Origin of the sequence: Nonomuraea sp. NPDC005692 (assembly GCF_040631115.1) — a bacterium.
GTDB lineage: Bacteria > Actinomycetota > Actinomycetes > Streptosporangiales > Streptosporangiaceae > Nonomuraea.
The window spans coordinates 106041-123786 of record NZ_JBEXYU010000033.1 but is presented as its reverse complement, the minus strand read 5'-3'; the positions used below and the strand labels follow the sequence as shown (position 1 = coordinate 123786).

12 protein-coding genes are annotated in these 17746 nt (G+C 73.6%); 7 read left to right on the top strand and 5 right to left on the bottom strand.

Annotated elements, in window-relative coordinates:
• Positions 1-1679 (top strand): M28 family peptidase (locus ABZ459_RS42970; protein WP_357983793.1); only part of this gene is annotated, 1679 nt, incomplete at its 5' end.
• On the opposite strand, the gene ABZ459_RS42965 is transcribed toward ABZ459_RS42970, so the two are convergent.
• Complete coding sequence (locus ABZ459_RS42965) at positions 1676-4579, bottom strand: AAA family ATPase (RefSeq protein WP_357983790.1); 2904 nt, start codon at positions 4577-4579, stop codon at positions 1676-1678. The genes ABZ459_RS42970 and ABZ459_RS42965 overlap by 4 nt on opposite strands.
• Before the next feature lie 162 nt (positions 4580-4741).
• Complete coding sequence (locus ABZ459_RS42960) at positions 4742-6271, bottom strand: MDR family MFS transporter (RefSeq protein WP_357983796.1); 1530 nt, start codon at positions 6269-6271, stop codon at positions 4742-4744.
• A 144-nt stretch (positions 6272-6415) separates the two neighbouring features.
• Here ABZ459_RS42960 and ABZ459_RS42955 point away from each other — a divergent pair, with 144 nt between their 5' ends.
• The 4 genes from ABZ459_RS42955 (at position 6416) to ABZ459_RS42940 (ending at position 9765) form a co-directional block, all read left to right on the top strand.
• Positions 6416-6994: a helix-turn-helix domain-containing protein gene (locus tag ABZ459_RS42955; protein ID WP_357983787.1), complete on the top strand. Its 579-nt coding sequence runs from the start codon at positions 6416-6418 to the stop codon at positions 6992-6994.
• A 197-nt stretch (positions 6995-7191) separates the two neighbouring features.
• Positions 7192-7911: a hypothetical protein gene (locus tag ABZ459_RS42950; RefSeq protein ID WP_357983784.1), complete on the top strand. Its 720-nt coding sequence runs from the start codon at positions 7192-7194 to the stop codon at positions 7909-7911.
• 64 nt (positions 7912-7975) lie between these two features.
• Positions 7976-8572 carry a PadR family transcriptional regulator gene (locus tag ABZ459_RS42945; protein ID WP_357983781.1) on the top strand — a complete coding sequence of 199 codons (597 nt, stop codon included), beginning with the start codon at positions 7976-7978 and terminating at the stop codon, positions 8570-8572.
• Complete coding sequence (locus tag ABZ459_RS42940; protein ID WP_357983778.1) at positions 8569-9765, top strand: FAD-dependent monooxygenase; 1197 nt, start codon at positions 8569-8571, stop codon at positions 9763-9765. The genes ABZ459_RS42945 and ABZ459_RS42940 overlap by 4 nt, the downstream gene beginning before the upstream one ends.
• A 9-nt stretch (positions 9766-9774) precedes the next feature.
• Here the strand turns inward: ABZ459_RS42940 and ABZ459_RS42935 are convergent, their stop codons facing one another.
• From ABZ459_RS42935 to ABZ459_RS42925, 3 genes are all read right to left on the bottom strand, one after another.
• Positions 9775-10524: a sulfite exporter TauE/SafE family protein gene (locus ABZ459_RS42935; RefSeq protein ID WP_357983775.1), complete on the bottom strand. Its 750-nt coding sequence runs from the start codon at positions 10522-10524 to the stop codon at positions 9775-9777.
• Between the two features lie 51 nt (positions 10525-10575).
• Positions 10576-11529, bottom strand: a complete 954-nt coding sequence (locus ABZ459_RS42930) for an NAD(P)-dependent oxidoreductase (RefSeq protein WP_357983772.1) — start codon at positions 11527-11529, stop codon at positions 10576-10578.
• A 127-nt stretch (positions 11530-11656) separates the two neighbouring features.
• Positions 11657-13174 carry an FAD-dependent monooxygenase gene (locus ABZ459_RS42925; RefSeq protein ID WP_357983768.1) on the bottom strand — a complete coding sequence of 506 codons (1518 nt, stop codon included), beginning with the start codon at positions 13172-13174 and terminating at the stop codon, positions 11657-11659.
• A gap of 141 nt (positions 13175-13315) precedes the next feature.
• Here ABZ459_RS42925 and ABZ459_RS42920 point away from each other — a divergent pair, with 141 nt between their 5' ends.
• Both ABZ459_RS42920 and ABZ459_RS42915 read left to right on the top strand, forming a co-directional pair.
• Positions 13316-14512: a cytochrome P450 gene (locus ABZ459_RS42920; RefSeq protein ID WP_357983764.1), complete on the top strand. Its 1197-nt coding sequence runs from the start codon at positions 13316-13318 to the stop codon at positions 14510-14512.
• Positions 14513-14560: 48 nt separating this feature from the next.
• A complete protein-coding gene (locus tag ABZ459_RS42915; protein WP_357983761.1) occupies positions 14561-17734 on the top strand; it encodes an AAA family ATPase in 3174 nt (1057 codons plus the stop codon).
• Positions 17735-17746: the final 12 nt, after the last annotated feature.

The window sequence follows — 17746 nt, the reverse complement described above, 5'->3', positions numbered from 1 at the left end:
CCAGCTTCAACCCGGCCTCGGTGACCTCCGGCAACTCCTCCACGCTGACCCTGTCGGTCGGCGCCTCCACGGCCCAGGGCACCTACCCGATCACCATCACGGGCACCGGCTCCACCACGCACACCGCGACCTTCACCCTGACGGTCGGCACCGGCGGCCCCGGCGGCCAGGACCCGCCTGACGTCAGCGTCGCCAACGTCAAGACGCACCTGGCGCAGTTCCAGAGCATCGCCACCGCGAACGGCGGCAACCGCAGGTCCACCGGCCAGGGCTACCTGCAGTCGGTCTCCTACGTCGAGCAGAAGCTCCAGGCGGCCGGGTACACCGTGACCCGCCAGTCCTGCAGCGTCTCCTACTGCACCAGCGGCGCCGGCCCCAACCTGATCGCCGACTGGCCCGGCGGCGACGCCAACCAGGTCATCATGTCCGGCGCCCACCTGGACAGCGTGTCCGCGGGACCGGGCATCAACGACAACGGCTCCGGCTCGGCCACCCTCCTGGAGGTCGCGCTGACCCTGGCCCAGAAGAACCCCACGCTCACCAAGCACGTGCGGTTCGGCTGGTGGACCGACGAGGAGCAGGGCCTGAACGGCTCCGAGGCCTACGTCGCCTCGCTCAGCTCGACCGAGCGGTCGAAGATCAAGGTCTACTACAACTACGACATGGTCGGCTCGCCCAACGGTGGTTACTTCATCAACAACATCACCACCACCGGCGCGTCCTTCCTGAAGGAGTTCTACGACAAGCTGAGCCTGCAGCCGGAGGAGAACACCGAGGGCGCCAACCGCTCCGACGACGCCTCCTTCCGCAACGCCGGCATCGCCAGCTCGGGCGTGGCGGCGGGCGCGAGCGCCATCAAGACCTCGGCGCAGGCGACCAAGTGGGGCGGCACGGCCAACCGGGCCTACGACTCCTGCTACCACTCCTCCTGCGACACCACCTCCAACATCAACGACACCGTCCTCGACCGGGCGGCGGACGCCGCGGCGTACGCGATCTGGAAGCAGGCGGTCGGCGGCACCACCCAGCCGCGTGACTTCTCGCTCTCCGCCAACCCCGGCTCGGGCACGGTGCAGGCCGGCTCCACCGCCACGACGACGATCGGCTCGACCACCACGAACGGGACCGCCCAGACGGTGAACCTGTCCGCGAGCGGCCTGCCGACCGGCGCCACGGCCTCGTTCAACCCGGCCAGCATCACGTCGGGCGGCTCGTCCAGCCTGTCGATCGCGACCTCGCCCACCACCCCGGCGGGCAGCTACACGATCACCGTGACCGGCACCGGCGAGACGGCGACGCACACCACGTCGTACGCGCTGACCGTCCAGGGCACCTCGGGTGGCCGGACGTTCACCAACGACACCGACTACCAGATCAGGGACTACTCCAACACCCAGAGCTCGATCACGTCCACCGCGACGGGCACCGCGGCCTCCCCGGTCAAGGTGTCCATCACGATCAGCCACACCTGCGCCGAGGACCTCGACATCTGGCTCCGCGGCCCGAGCGGCACCTGGTACGTGGTCGACGCCTACGGCGGCACCACCTGCACGCAGTACGGCACCAGGACCTTCTCGATCCCGGTCAGCCAGCAGGCCGCCGGCACCTGGACGCTCGACATCGAGGACGTCTACCTCGGTGACACCGGCTTCCTGGACAGCTGGAGCATCACGGTCTAACCATCGGAATCAGGGGTAGCGAGCCCCGGCCGGTCATCCGGCCGGGGCTCCTTCACGTCGTTGCGGGTGCGCACGCCGAGCTTCTGCAGCACCCGCGCGACGTGCGTGTCCACCGTCCGCCGCGACAGGAACAGCACCTCGGCGATCTCCCTGTTCGTCCGGCCCAGCGCGACCAGCCTGGCCACCTCGGCCTCCCGCGGCGACAACACCCCGCTGCGGCCCTTCCTGCCCCGGCGCGGCGCGCTGCCCGGCCCGATCTCGCGCAGCAGGTGGCGGCAGCGGGCGGCGTCGTGGGTCGCGCCCAGGCCGGCGTACCGTTCGCAGGCGTCCGCGATCAGGTCGGCGGCCCGTGCCCGGTCGCCCATCGCCAGCCGGGCCGCCGCCTCGGACTCGGCCGTCCTGGCCACGCTGTAGGGCCTGGGCATCGCCTCGTACGCGGCCCGCGCCCTGGCGAAACACCTGGCCGCCTCCTCGTACGCGCCCCGGTCCAGGGCCAGCGAGCCCGCCGCCGCGTCGAGGCCGGCGTGCGCGGAGGGGGCGTCGCGGCCCTCGATGCCCGCCGCGAACTCGGCCACCAGCTCCTCGGCCTCCTCCGCCCGCCCGGCCTTCAGCAGCGCCGCCACGGCCGGCGGCACGAGCTGGTCGCCCCACACCCACATGCCCTTGCGCCGCAGCCTGGCCACCGCACGCTCGGCCTCGGCCAGCGCCTCGTGCGGGCAGTCGCGGGTCAGGTGCAGCTCGATCAGGCCGCCCGAGGCCACGGCGGCGACCGGCAGGAACCCTGACTCGAGGTCGTTGACCCCCGCCGCCAGCAGGTGCTCGGCGGCCTCCTCCCACTCGCCCCTGGCCAGGGCCAGCATGCCCAGCGCGAGCCGGGCGTCCACGGCCAGCAGCGGCGCCTCGGCCGTCATCTCGACCGCCGCGACGGCCCGTTCCCGCAGGCCCTCCCAGCGGCCGGTGAGCAGGGCGAGCCGGATCGAGGACATCTCCACCAGGAACACCGGGTACTGCGCGCCCGTCTCCTCGGCGATGCGCCTGCTCTGGTCGGCGAAGCGCTCGGCCGCCGCGTAGTGGCCGAGCGCGATGGCCGCGTCGAACAGGTTGGAGTAGCCGCGCGCCACCTGCCTGCGCACCGCCGCCGACGGGTCGTTCGCGGGCAGCGTCGCGGCCAGGTCGAAGGCGTCCGGCGAGCCGAGCATCATGGCCAGGCTGATCTTGTTGGCGTGCACGGCGGCGGTCAGCTCGGGATCCTGGTCCTCGACCGTGGCCAGCAGCTTCTCCGCCCGGTTCATCCACTCCTCGTGGACGCTCAGCGGCTCGTCGCCCCAGGCGGGCATCGCCAGCAGCGCCAGCCCGCGCGCGGCCAGGCTCGGCCGGTCGTGCAGGTCGGGCAGGGCGAGCAGGATCTCCTGGCGGCCGGCGGCGACCACGCCCGCCTGGTTGGACAGCAGCACGCCCAGGTTGAGCCGGGCCTCGCCGCGTACGTGCCGGGACAGGAAGTCCTCGGCCAGCAAGTGGCGCAACGAGCGCACCACCCGCCGGTAGGACAGCCCGATCGCGGCAACCCGGCTGAGCCGCAGCGCGAGCGGGCCGCGCGCGTCGTGCGGGAGCTTCGGGTCGGCCAGCATGCCGGCCAGCACCTCGACGGCGAGCGGGATGTCGCCGATGGCGGCGGCGTGGTCGGCCGCCGCCGGGCCGTGCCGCTGCCAGGACTCGAAGTCGCCCGCGCGCCTGGCGTGGTAGGCGAGCTGGACGAGCGGCGGCGGTTCGAGGGCGGACAGCGCGGTCACCGCCCGCTGGTGGGTGAGCCGCCGGTCGGGGCCGGGGATCGCGTCGTAGACGGCCTGCTGGGCGAGGGCGTGGCGGAAGCCGTACTGGCCGTCGTGCTGTTCGAGCAGCACGCCGGCCTTCAGCGCCTGGCTCAGCCCGTCGCCGAGGGGGTGGCCGGAGACGGCGGCGATGAGCTGCTCGTCGGCGGGCAGCCCGAGCACGGCGGCGGCGTGCACGGCGTGCAGCGCGGCCGGCGAGAGCCCGGTGAGCTGCTCGGTCATCGCCTCGCGCAGCAGCAGCGGCACCGCCATGCGCTCCAGGACCTCAGGCTCCTCCTCGCCGCCGAGTAACTGGCCCTCGTCGTCGAGCAACGAGCGCACCACCTCCTCGATCACGAACGGCACCCCCGCCGTGCGGTCGCGCAGCTTCGTGACGAAGTCGGAGGTCAGCGTCGAACGGCCGAGCAACGCCCCGGTCAGGCGGCGCACCCCCTCGACGTCGAGCGGCGTCAGCGAGATCACCTCGCTGCGCACCCCCGGCGGACGCCGGTACGCCCGCCCGAACGGCAGTCCCGGCACCGGCAGCCCCTCCCGGCGGAACGTCACCACCAGCGCGAGCCCCGCCGGCGGCTGGTCGGTGAGGAAGCGCAGCAGGTCACGGGTGCCGTCGTCGGCCCAGTGGAGGTCCTCGATCACCAGCACCGCCGGGCCCGCGGCGGCCAGCAGCGCGTGCACCGCGCGGAACAGGCGGTGGCGCTCGGCGCGCGGGTCGTCCAGCGGGGGCGGCGACGGCACCGGCGGCAGGTGTCCGGCCAGCTCCGGCAGGTAGCCGCGCAGGGCGCCGGTGACCGGGTTGAGCGTGCCCGTCTCGGGCAGCGCGCCACCGACGTGCCGCAGCGCGTCGAACACCGGGCCGTACGGGAACGGCTCGCGGATCTGGTGGCAATGGCCGATCAGGACGGTGCGTTCGCCGTCGGGCAACAGGTCGAGCGCGGCCCTGACCAGCCGGGTCTTCCCGATGCCCGCCTCGCCCTGCACGAGGATGACGGCCGGAGGGCCGGTGATGGCGTCGACGAGTGAGCGTAACTGGGCGTCACGCCCGATCAACCCAGGAGAAGCCAGGCTTGTCATCGGGGTCTCCGTAACAGTGCAGGTTTACTCCCCCTGTCGGAATACTGTTATCCATCACGGGTCAGCGCGGGTCAACCCTCTGTTTTCCGGTCAAATGCCGTGCCCTTGGTGGCGCCGGTGATCCCGGCGCCCTCGGCCGCCCCGTCCCGCCCGGGCGGCGCCTCAGGAGGCGACGGGGGTCCTGCCGTCACCCGCCGGAGCGGGTTCGGCCAGGTCCACGCTGTCGCGGAGCTTGGTCGGCTTGAGGAACAGGGTGGCGATCACGCCGATCACGGCGATGCCCGCCGAGATCAGGAAGATGTGCCCGGTGGCGTCGCCGTACGCGGCCCTGACGATGCTCTTGAACGGCTCCGGCAGCGCCGCGATGTTGAGCGTGCTCCTGCCGCCCGCGGCCGCCTTGGCCGGGTCGATGCCCGCCTTGGCCAGCCCTTCGGCGATGCCGGTCGCGACCCGGTTGGCCAGCACCGCGCCGAGCACCGACACGCCCACCGTGCCGCCCAGCGAGCGGAAGAACGTCACGGCCCCGCTGGCCGCGCCCAGCTCGCGCAGCGGCACGGTGTTCTGGATCGCGAGGACGAGGTTCTGCATCGACATGCCGACACCCGCGCCGACCAGCACCATCGCGCCGGCGATGAGCACGAGCGAGGTCTGGTGGTCCATCGTGGACAGCACCAGGAACCCGACGGTCAGCACGACCGCCCCGGTCACGATGTAGGGCTTGACGTTCCCGCTCCTCGACACCATGCGCCCGGAGATCGCCGAGGACAGCAGCACGCCGAGCATCATCGGGATCGTCAGCAGCCCCGCCTCGGTCGGGCTGTAGCCGCGGCCGATCTGGAAGTACTGGCCGAGGAAGACCGAGCCGCCGAACATCGCCATGCCCACCGCGAGGCTCGCCAGGATGGCCAGCGCCGGGGTACGGCGGCGGATGACGTGCAGCGGCACGACCGGCTCCTTGACCACGGTCTCCACCCAGGTCGCGGCCGCGAGGACGACGACGCCGCCGAGCACCATCGCCGCGGTCTGCCAGGACAGCCAGTCGAAGGAGTTGCCGACGAAGGTCACCCAGATGAGCAGCACGCTCACGCCGACCGCGATCAGCGTGGCGCCGACGTAGTCCACCTTGACGCCCTCGCGGCGCACGTGGGTCACCCGCAGGGTCTTCTGCAGCAGGAGGAAGGCGACCACGGTGAACGGCGCCGCCACGAAGAAGCACCAGCGCCAGCCGAGCCAGGAGGTGTCCGCGATCAGGCCGCCGAGCAGCGGTCCGGCCACGGTCGCGACGGCCATGACGCCGCCGAGGTAGCCGTTGTACTTGCCCCGGTCCTTGGGGCTGATCATCGCCGCGATGATCACCTGGACCAGGACCTGCAGCGCGCCCATGCCGAGGCCCTGGAGGGCGCGGAAGGCGATGAGCTGGCCGGTGTCCTGGGCGAAGCCGCAGGCCACCGAGCTGACCATGAAGATCACGATAGAGATCTGCAACAGCAGCTTCTTGCTGAACAGGTCGGCCAGCTTGCCCCAGATCGGGGTGGAGGCCGTGGACGCCAGCAACGAGGCGGTGATCACCCAGGTGTACTGCGACTGCGTGCCGTTCAGCGCGCCGATGATCTGCGGCAGCGCGACCGACACGATCGTGCCGCTGATCATCGCCACGAACAGGACCAGCAGCAGCCCGCTCAGGGCCTCCATGATCTGCCGATGGCTCATCTGACCCGGCGGCGCGGCCGGGACGGTCGGTGCGCTCATGCGCGGCCTCCTCCTACGTTAAAACAATGCCCAATGGGAAAGTTTGCCCGCTGAGCATATATTCCCGGACGGTAGGCTTGGCGCATCATGGACAGCACCGGCGGGCTGCGCGAGCGCAAGAAGGCCGAGACGCGGCAGGCCGTGCACGAGGCGGCCATGCGGCTGGTCGGCGAGCACGGCCTCGACGCCGTCACGGTCGAGACCATCGCCGACGCCGCGAACATCTCGCGCCGCACGTTCTCCAACTACTTCGCCGGCAAGGAGGACGCCGTCCTCTACGGCGAGGAGCAGCGCATCCGCGACCTGGTCGAGAAGGTGGGCGCCCAGCCGGCCGGCCGTACCGCCTGGCAGGCGCTCTGTGGGGCGATCGACGACGTGTTCGAGGAGGTGGGCGAGCCGGCGCGGGAGTGGGCCGTGCGCGCCCGCCTGGCCAAGCGGCACCCGTCTCTGCTGGCCCGGCAGCTCGCCAACCACGCGGCGCTGGAGCGTGACCTGGCCCAGGCGATCTCCGAGCGGGAGAGCCCGGTGCGTCCCCAGGTCATGGCGGCCGGGTTCCTCACGGCGTTGCGGCTCGGCTCGCACCTGTGGGTCGAGGAGCGCCAGGCGCGCTCGTTGCGGGAGGTCATGGCCGAGATGCTCGACGAGATGTCCCGCCCGTTCAGCTGACCGCCCGCGTCCCCGGCGCCCGAACGCGGCGTCATGCTCGGCCGCCGTGTTCGGGCACGTCAATGCGAGGACGCCCGTCGTCCCTGCTGACCTGCGGGAACGCCTGAAACTTTCATGCCCTGGTAGTGCCAGGTGGAGTGCGGGTCCTCGCGGCCGCGCCAATGTGCCAGGACGCGCCCGTCACTTGAATGGCAGGCATGACGATCACGCGTATGACGATCCCCGGGCGCTGGGTGGAGGGGGCCGGGCTGGTGCTCGGACCGGCGCTGCTGCTCGCCGGAGTCCTCGTCCGCCTCGGCGCCGACGACTTCTTCCCCGGCCAGCTCGCCGCCTACGCCGCCGACCCGGGCCGCATGGTCCTGTCCTACAGCCTGTACGCCGCGGGCGCCGTGCTGCTGTGGCCGGCGGTGACCGCGCTCGGCCGGGTGATCGCCGCCACCCACCCGGCTCTGGCCAGGTGGGGCGTGACACTGGCGGTGCTCGGGCTGTTCGGCAGGGTGTTCCACACCGGGGTGGGCCATCTGGCGTTCCAGCTGGTGGACGCGCTCGGCCCGGAGGCGGCCGAGCGGGTCGTCGCCGGCACGTACGGGGCCTTCCACGTGTTCAAGGCGGTCAACGTCTGCATCATGGGCGGCTGGGTCGTGCTGGCCGTGGGCGCCTTCCGGGCCCGGGCCCTCGGGGCCGGACCGGCCGGCGTGGCCAGGTGCGTCGCGCTGGCGCTGGCGGCCGGGCTGCCGCTCGGCGTGCTCAAGGGCAGCAGCGACCCGATCGCGCTGGCCGGGCTGGCCGGGCTCGTCGTCGCGCTCGTGCCCATGGGCATCACGGTGCTCCGGACGGGCCCCGCACCCCGCTGGTGGGCGCTCGTCCTCACGCTCGCGCTGGTCCCGGCGGCGTTCTTCGTGGGGATGGCGGGCTGACTCCTTTATAGTTGACATCAACTAGCCGACGATGGATAGTTGAAATCAACTAAAGGGGACTGCGATGGAGAAGCGCCGCAAGGTGGCCAACCCGCTCGCGCTGGCGGTGCTGGCGTTCCTGCTGGTCGAGCCCATGCACCCGTACGAGCTGGGTCGCCGCCTGCAGGAGACCGACAAGGACAAGAGCTTCAAGTACAACCGCGGCTCGCTCTACATGGTCGTCAAGCAGCTCGCCAAGGCGGGGTTCATCGTCGAGCGGGAGACCGTCCGCGACACCGAGCGGCCCGAGCGCACGCTCTACGAGCTCACCGGCGAGGGCCGCGCGGAGCTCTACGACTGGCTGCGCGAGCTGGTCTCGACGCCGCAGGAGGACTATCCGCACTTCGGCGTCGCGTTGTCGCTGATCAGCGTGCTCGACCCGGCCGAGGCCGTCGGGCTGCTGGAGCGGCGCGCGGCGGCGATGACCGCCCAGCGGGCCGAGCTCGCCCGGACGGCCGACGCCGCCCGCGCGGGCGGCGTGGCCTGGGTCTTCCTCGTGGAGGACGACTACCGCCTCGCGGTGCTCGACGCCGAGCTGGCCTTCGTCGCCCGCCTCATCGAGTCCCTCAGCGCACCTGACTACGCCAGGACCTGGCACGAGATGTTCGGGAGTCGGCAATGACAGCAGTGAGCACGGCATTGGTGATCGGCGGTGGCATCGCCGGCTGCGTCACCGCGATGGCGCTGCGCCGCGCGGGGATCGAGGCGACCCTGTACGAGGCGTACGACAGCGGCGCGGAGGGCGTCGGCGGCACGCTCACGATCGCCCCGAACGGGCTCGCGGCGCTGCGGGCCGTCGGCGCGGAGGAGGCCGTCCGGGCGGTCGGCCAGCCGGTGGCGCACACGGTCGTCCGCGACGGCGCGGGCAGGCGCATGGGCGAGCTGGCCGGCCTGCCCGACCTGCCGCCCAGCCAGGCGATGTGGCGCTCGCAGCTCTACGGCGCGGTCCGCGACCAGGCCCTGGCCGCCGGCATCCGCACCGAGTACGGCCGCCGCCTGGTCGGCGTCGAGGAGCACTCCGGCGGCGTCACCGCGCGCTTCGCCGACGGCGGCAGCGCGAGCGCCGACATCCTGGTCGGGGCCGACGGCATCCGTTCGGTGGTCCGGTCCCTGATCGACCCGGCCGCGCCGGGGCCGCGCCACGTGCCCCTGCTGAACTTCGGCGGCCTGGCCGACGTCGCCGTGCCGGCCGAGAAGCAGGCGTCCTACTTCGTGTTCGGGCGGCGGGCGTTCCTCGGCTACTGGGTGCAGCCCGACGGGCGCACGGCCTGGTTCTGCAACGTCCCGCACGCCGAGCCGACGACGTCCGCGCAGGCGCGCCGGGTGCCGGCCGGGGAGTGGCTGCGCCGCCTGGGCGAGCTCTTCACGGGCGAGGAGCCGGGGCAGGAGCTGGTGCGGCACACGTCCCCCGAGAACCTGGTGGCGCTCGGCACGGTGGAGATCATGCCGAGCGTCCCGCGCTGGCACCGCGGCAGGATGGTGCTGGTGGGCGACTCGGTGCACGCGCCCTCGCCCAGCTCGGGGCAGGGGGCCTCGCTGGCCGCCGAGAGCGCCGTCCAGCTCGCCCGCTGCCTGCGCGACCTGCCCGGCGTGCCCGCCGCGTTCGACGCCTACGTACGGCTGCGCCGCGACCGCGTCGAGCGGGTCGCCGCCCGCGCCTCCCGGACCAACAGCAGCAAGACCCTCGGGCCCTTCGCCGTCACGATGATGCGGCTCATGATGCCGGTGGCCACCCGGACGTTCCTCGCCCCCGAGCGCGCCCTCGGCCCCGAGCAGCGCCACCACCTCGACTGGGACGAGCCGGTGACCGCCTAGGCGTACCGGCTAGGCGGTCAGCAGCTTGACGATCGCCACCACCCCGATGCAGACGACCGCACCGCGCAACACCGGCGCGGGCAGCCTGCGTCCCACCCGCGCCCCCAGGAACCCGCCGACCGTCGAGCCCAGCGCCACCAGCAGCACGGCCCACCAGTCGACGTCGGCGACCAGCGTGTACAGGACGGCGGCCGTGGCGTTGACCACGAGCGACAACACGTTCTTGGCGGCGTTGACGCGCTGCAGCTCCTCGTCGAGGAAGATGCCGAGCAGGCCGATGAGCAGCACGCCCTGCGCCGCGCCGAAGTAGCCGCCGTACGCCCCGGCGGCCAGCACGCCCAGCCACAACCAGGGTCCGCCGTGCGCCTGCCGCGGGCGGCTGGCCAGCAGCCGGCTGATCCTGGGCTGGGCCAGGACCAGCACGCACGACAACCCGATCAGCACCGTCACGACCGCCGTGAACGTGCGCTCCGGCAGGTTGAGCAGCAGCAGCCCGCCGATCAGCGAGCCGACCGCGGAGGCCGAGGCCAGCCGGAGGAGGCGGCCGCGCTGACCCTTGAGCTCTTCGCGGTAGCCGAGGACGCCGGTCACGCCGCCGGGCACCAGGCCGATGTTGTTCGAGACGTTGGCGGTGATCGGCGGCAGTCCGACGGCCAGCAGCGTCGGGAACGTGATCAGCGACCCGGAACCGACGACGGCGTTGATGCCTCCCGCTCCGATGCCGGCCGCGAAGACCGCAGCCATCTCCCAAGGTGTCATGGCGGGTGACTCTAGTGCGTGGCCCTGGTGCGCTCGCTGGTCAGGTGGGGGTCAGCGGGTGAGGGTGCCCGCCCGCACCAGCCAGTCGACCGCCTCCGCGACCGCCTCCAGCGAGGTGTGCCGGGGGCGGTGGCCGAGCAGCCGCCCGGCCTTCTCCATGCTGCAGTGGGGGCTGTGCGCGATGTGGTCGTAGGTGAGGCGGGCGTCGTGCTCCGGCACGGTCTCCCGCCACTGCTCCCACGGCAGGTACGACAGCCGCGCCTCCCGGCCGAACCAGCCCGCCACCGCCTCGGCGTAGCCGCGCAGCGTCAGCGCGGTCACGGCCACCGAGTGGAAGCTCTCGCCCCTGGCGGCGGCCGGGTTGTTCATGGCGTCCACGAACAGCCGGGCGACGTCGTCGGCGTGGACGTGCTGCACGGTCTCCATGCCCAGGTTGGGCAGCCGCACCTCCGCGCCGTCGGCCAGCGCCTGGAACACGGCCGGGTCGAGGTTGCCCGCCGGGTTGACCGGGATCCAGCCCGGCCCGGTGATGTGGCCGGGATGGACGACCGTGGCCGGGAACCCCTCCCGCGCGGCCAGGTCGAGCAGGTACGCCTCGATCGCGGCCTTCTGCCGGCCGTACTCGCCGATGGGGCGTTTCGGGCGGTCTTCGGTCGTCGGGACGCGGGTGCTCGGGCCGTGCACCCAGATCGTGCCGCAGTGGAGGAACTGCCGGACCCGGCCGGCCAGCGCCCCGGCCAGGTGGCGGGCGCTCGCCTCGGTGAAGCAGATGAGGTCGACGACGACGTCGGCCTCCAGCTCGGCGATCCGCTGCCCGAACGTGCCCGCGGCCTCCTCGGCCTCCCGGTCGGCGACCACGGTGGCGACCCGTTCCCACGCGCCGTGCGGCGTGTACGGCTCCCGCTTGCCGCGGCTCACCGCGACCACGTCGTGTCCCGCGTCCACCAGGCGCGGGACCAGATAGGTGCCGATGTGCCCACTCGCCCCGATCACCACTACGCGCATGCACCCACCCTAGACCGGCACGGGCAGGCGGCCCGATCGCCGGGCCCGGAGGCGATCGGGCGGAGCGGCCGATCACCAGGTCCGGGGGCGATCAGGCAGGACGACCGATCGCCAGGTCCGGGGGCGATCAGGCGGAGCGGCCGATCGCCAGGTCCAGGGCGTGGGCCGCGTCCTGGCCCGGCGACGGGCGCCAGGCCACGTGCTGGTCGGGGCGTACCAGGGCCAGTGAGCCGGCCGCGTCCGGCAGGTCCACCTCCCGCAGCGGCACGCCCAGCTCGGCCGCCCGCTCCACCAGCACTTTGGCCTCCGGCGACGACAGGTCGCCCACCAGGCTGAACCCGGGCCCGAGCCGGTCGTAGAGCGACTCGCCCGGAGCGAGCCACCGGTGCGGCAGCCGCTCGCCGCACCCGCCGGCCACCACCGGCGACCCCGCGTACGTGTACCCCAGCACCAGGTCCAGGCTGTGGAACTCGCTGTCCTTGGTCCGCCGCACCGCCTCCGCGACGGCCGGGCGCACCCGCTCGAACTCCGCGTCCGAGCCCATCAGCGCGGGATCGGCCAGTTCGGGCGCGAGCGTGGCCATGTTGGCGGCGGCGGCCCCGATCGTGGCCGCCGCGATCGGCCGGCGTTCGGCCTCGTAGCTGGCCAGCAGGGTCGCCGGAGCCCATCCGTTCAGCACGGCGGCCAGCTTCCAGCCGAGGTTGACCGCGTCGCCGAGGCCGGTGTTGAAGCCGTGGCCGCCGTAGGGCGGGTTCTGGTGCGCGGCGTCGCCCGCCAGGAACACCCGCTCGCCGGCGTACCGGTCGGCCAGCAGCATGCGCGCGGTCCACGGGTCGGTGGCCAGGATCTCGACCTCGACGTCGGCCCCGGCCAGGTTGCGGACCAGGCGTACCGGGTCGGTGCCCTCCGCCGGGACGCCCTGGGCGATGCACCACCACAGGTCCTCCAGGTCGAGCCGGCCGAGCATGCCGGGCTGGGCCGGGTTCAGCACCCAGTAGTGCACGGCGGGGCCGTGGGGCACCCGTTCGGCCAGGCCGGGCGCGCGGAAGACGACGTTGAAGTTGGGCCTGGCGTCCTGGCGGCCCTCGTAGCGGGCGCCGATGGCCGCGCGCGTCACGCTGCGGGCGCCGTCGCAGCCGACGACGTACGCGGCGCGCACCTGGCGGGTGTCGCCGTCCGCGGTGGCCAGGTCGGCGGTGACGCCGTCGGCGTCCTCGCGCAGGCCGGTCACCCGCCAGCCGGTGAGCAGCGCGTCACCGGCGGCCTCGCGCAGCACCTCCTCGACGATCGGCTGCGGCACCTGCTGGCCCGGCTCGGCGGCCAGGTCGGAGCCGGTCAGGTCGAGGCCGAAGCAGCCGCCGATCCTGGTGATCTCGCGGCCGAGGAGGCCCGTCGTGAACACCGCCTCGTCCGACCAGGAGACCGCGAGCGGCGCGCGGGCGCGCAACGTCTCGGCCAGCCCCCACCTGCGCAGCAGCTCCATCGACCGCGCCGACGTGGTCTTGGCGCGCGGACGCAGCCACGACACGCTCTCGCGCGGCTCGACGACCATGCTGCGCACCCCGTGATGGGCCAGCTCCACGGCCGTCGCCAGCCCGACGGGCCCGCCTCCGGCGATCAGTACCGGTATGTCGGTCTGGCGCACGCTTGCTCCCATTCGTCATGGTGATCAGCGGCATACTCCAAGCGCCGCGCGTCCCACGTCAAGCTCGGGCCGAAACCGCCGCCCGGATCACCGATCGGGAACGATCTAGAGGACGGCCGCCGGACTTGTTACGGTCGTTGCATGACTGAGTCCTCGGCGGTGCCGCTGCACATGCGGCGGGTGGAGTTCGATCCGGCCCCCGAGCTGGGCGAGGTGCGCGACCAGGAGCGGATCAAGCGCATCGACACCCTCCTCGGCCTGGCGGTGTGGGTGGTGACCCGGCACGCCGACGTCCGCGAGGTCCTGGGCGACGCCGACCGGTTCAGGCTCGCCAGGCAGGGCGCCGCCCGCATGCCCGGAGCGCCCGAGCTGACCGAGGAACAGCTCGCCGAGCTGCGCGCGGGCAACCTGCTGGCCCTGGACCCGCCCGAGCACACCCGGCTGCGCAGGCTGCTGACGCCCGAGTTCACGATCCGCCGGATGAAGCGGCTGGAGCCCCGCATCAGGGACATCGTGCGCGAGCACCTCGACGCCATGGAGGCCGCGGGCTCCCCGGCCGACCTGGTGTCGGCGTTCGCCCTGCCGATCCCGTCGCTGGTGATCTGCGAGCTGCTGGGCGTGCCCTACGAGGACCGCGCCGACTTCCAGCGGCGTACCGGGCGCATGCTGGACCTGTCGCTGCCGGTCGAGGAGCGGGTGGCGGCCAACTTCGAGTCGCGGGCGTACATGCGCGACCTGGTCACCCACATGCGCACCGACCCGGGCGAGGACCTGCTCGGCATGCTCATCCGCGAGCACGGCGACGACCTGACCACCGGCGAGCTCGTCGGCATCGGCAACCTGCTGCTGCTCGCCGGGCACGAGACCACCTCCAACATGCTCTCGCTCGGCACGCTCGCCCTGCTGCGCAACCCCGGGCAGCTCGAACTCCTGCGCAAGGAGCCCGAGCGCATCGACGCGACGGTCGAGGAGCTGCTGCGCTGGCTCAGCATCGTCCACTCCGGCACGATCAAGATCACGTCCAGGGAGGTCGAGCTGGGCGGCCGGACCATCGGCGCGGGCGAGATGATCCTGTGCTCGCTGCCCGCCGCCAACCGCGACCCCGGCTTCATCGCCGACCCCGACATCCTCGACATCACCCGCGGCGCCCCCGGCCACGTCGCCTTCGGCCACGGCGTCCACCACTGCCTGGGCGCGCCGCTCGCCCGCATGGAGATGAAGATCGCCTTCCCCGCGCTCTTCGAGCGTTTCCCCGGCCTGCGCCTGACCGGGTCCACGCCGGAGTTCCGCTCCTACAACGTCGTCTACGGCCTCACCGAGCTGGAGGTCGCCTGGTAGCGGCGCGGACGCGGATTTGTCGGTGGCGGCGGATAACGTGCGGGTGTCATGCCAACCGAAGCCAGGCCACACGAGCTGATCGGCAGGGACCACCCCGCCGCGCTGCTGCGTGCCGAGGTCACACGGGTGGTCGACAGCCACGGCGGCCTGGTCCTCGTCACCGGCGAGGCCGGCATCGGCAAGACCACGCTGGTCACCAGCGCCGCCGCCGAGGCCAGGCGCAGGGGCGCGCTCGTGGTCGGCGGCGCCTGCTGGGACTCCGGCAGCGCCCCCGGCTACTGGCCGTGGGTCCAGGTCATCCGCGCCCTGCGCCGCGCGGCCGCCCCCCACGAGTGGGCCGAGGCCGAGCAGTCGGCCGGGGGCAGCCTGGCCGCCCTGCTCGGCGAGGCGGCGGCGCTCGCCCAGCCCCACCTGGAGATCACCGCCGACGCCGACCCCGCCTCCGCGTTCCAGATCTACGACGCGGTCACCACCGCCCTGGTGGCGCTCTCGCAACACCACCCGCTCGTGATCGTCATCGACGACCTCCACGCGGCCGACCCCGCCTCGCTGCGGCTTCTCGAGTTCGCGGCCCGCCAGACCTGGTTCGAGCGCCTGCTCCTCGTCGGCACCTACCGCGACGCCGAGGTCGAGCCGGTCGACCACCCGCTGCGCGACCTGCTGTCCCCGCTCGTCGCCAAGGCCACCACCATCACGCTCACCGGCCTCGACCAGGCCGGGGTGGGCGCCCTCATGGCCCGCACCGCCGGTCTCGACCCGCCCGCCGACCTGGTGGCCGAGGTCCACGTGCGCACGGGCGGAAACCCGTTCTTCGTCGAGCAGACGGCCCGGCTGTGGCGCAGCGGCGGCTCGGCCACGGCCGTGGCGCCCGGCGTCCGCGACGCGCTGCTGCGCCGGCTGTCCCTGCTGCCGCGTCCGGTGTCGGAGCTGCTGCCCGCCGCGGCCGTGCTCGGGCGCGAGTTCCACCGCCAGGTGCTGGCCGCCACCGTGGCCGCCCCCGTCGCGCACGTCGACCGTCTCCTCGATCTCGCCGTGATCGCCAGGCTGGTGGTGACCAAGGGCGGCGGCCGGTTCGCCTTCGCCCACGACCTCGTCCGCGAGACCCTCTACGACGCCGTCGCCGACGTGCGCGACCTGCACGCCGCCGTGGTGCGCGCCCTCGACGGCGCCCCCGACCTGGCCCGCCGCATGCTGCCGAGCGACCTGGCCCGGCACGCCTACCTCGCCGGCGCCCGCGTCGATCCCGAGCGCGCGATCGACCTGCTCCAGGCCGCCGCCCGCGCCGCCCGCAGCCGGCTCGCCGGCGAGGAGGAGCTCGGCCACCTGCGCCGCGCCCACGAGCTGAGCGCCGCCGCCACGCCCCGCCGGCGCGTGCTGGTCTGCCTCGACCTCGGCCGGGAGCTGCACCACCGCGGCGAGCGCGACGCGGGCCGCCGTCTGTTCGAGGAGGCCGGCGCCGTCGCCGCCGATCTCGGCGACCCCGAGCTGACCGCCCGCGTCGCGCTGGTCTTCCGCTCCCACTACGGCCACGACGACTCCCTCGACCGGCTGCGCCGGGCCCACGCCGCGCTCGTCGGCGAGCCGGCCCCCGACGACCGCCTGGCCCTCGACCTGGTCTTCCACCTCACCGCCCAGGCCCGCCAGGGAGGCGACGACGACGTCCTGGCCTTCAGCCTGTGGGCACACCACGACATCATCTGGGGCCCCGGCACGGCGGGCGAGCGGGTGGCCCTGACCGGCGAGCTGCTCGACGTCGCCCGGCGCACCTCCGACCGCGAGCTCGAACACTTCGCCGGCGCCCTGCGCTGGGTGGCCATGATCGAGGAGGGCGACCCCCGCTACCTCGACCGGTTCCACGACTACGCGGCCAGGGGCCGCAGCACCGACGACGCCCACCTCAACCTCACCACGTCCGTCGACGCCAGCATCGTCGCCGCGCTCGCCGGCCGCTTCGCCGAGGCCGAGTCGCTGATGACGGGGCTGTCCCTCGACGGCAAGGACCACGACTTCGACGTCATGCTCGACCACCACCGATGGGCGATCCGCTGGCTCCAGGGCAGGGTGGAGGAGCAGGAAGACGTCCTGCACAGGCTCAGGTCCGGCCGCCACCCCGACCGCGGCCTGCTGGAGGCGCTGACCGCCCTGCAGGCCGGCGACGTCGGCACCGCGCTGCGCCACCACGCGGCCGGCGCGAGGGTGGGGCGCATGGCCGAGCCGCTGTGGCTGCGTTTCCAGGCGGAGCTGGCCGCCGCCACCCATGACCGGGAGCTCGCCGCCGGGGCGCGGGCCGCGCTGCTGCCGCACCGGGGGCGGTGGGCGGTGTCCTACTACGGCTGGGACATCAGCGGCCCCTACGACCTGTGGATCGCCGTGCTCGACCTGGCCGAGGGGCGGTGGGCGGAGGCGGCCGAGGGGTTCACGCGGGCGTACCGGTCGGCCGACCGGATGCGGGCCCGCCCGTGGTCGGTCCTGGCCCGTGCCCGCCTGGCCGAGGCCCTCCTGGGCGGCGGCGACACCGGCCGGGCCCGTTCCCTGCTGGAGGAGGTCCGGCGCGAGGCGGCCGAGCTCGGCATGCACCACGTCCTCGACACCCTCCCGCCGCGGGGGAGTGCCGCCGCCGAGCCCGCGCCCCCGCAGGCCCCCCAACGCGACGAGAGCCCCGGCCCCGAGCCGGCCACGGGCGACTTCCGCAAGGACGGCGAGGTCTGGGCCCTCAGGTTCGCCGGGCGGCTGGCCCACATGCCCGACGCCAAGGGCCTGCGCGACCTGCACCACCTGCTCGGCCACCCCGGCGCCGACATCCCCGCCGTGGCCCTGCTCGCCCCGGAGGGCGGCGACCTCGTGCTGGCCGCCCGCGCGATGGGCGGCGACGCCGTGCTCGACGAGGAGGCCAAGGCCGACTACCGCCGCCGCCTGTCCGTCCTCGACGACGAGATCGACCGGGCCGCCGACCGCGGCGACGACGACCGGGCGGCCGAGTACGACCGCGAAAGGGCGGCCCTGCTGGAAGAGCTCCGCACGGCCGCCGGGCTGGGCGGCCGCTCCCGCCGTCTGGGCGACGAAGCCGAACGGGCCCGCAAGACGGTGACCGCCAGAATCCGCGACACCCTCCGCAAGCTCACCCAGACCCATCCCGAACTCGCCACCCACCTCCGCGCCACCATCTCCACCGGCGCCACCTGCCGCTACCAGCCCACCACCCCCGTCACCTGGCACCTCTGACGATCACGAAGG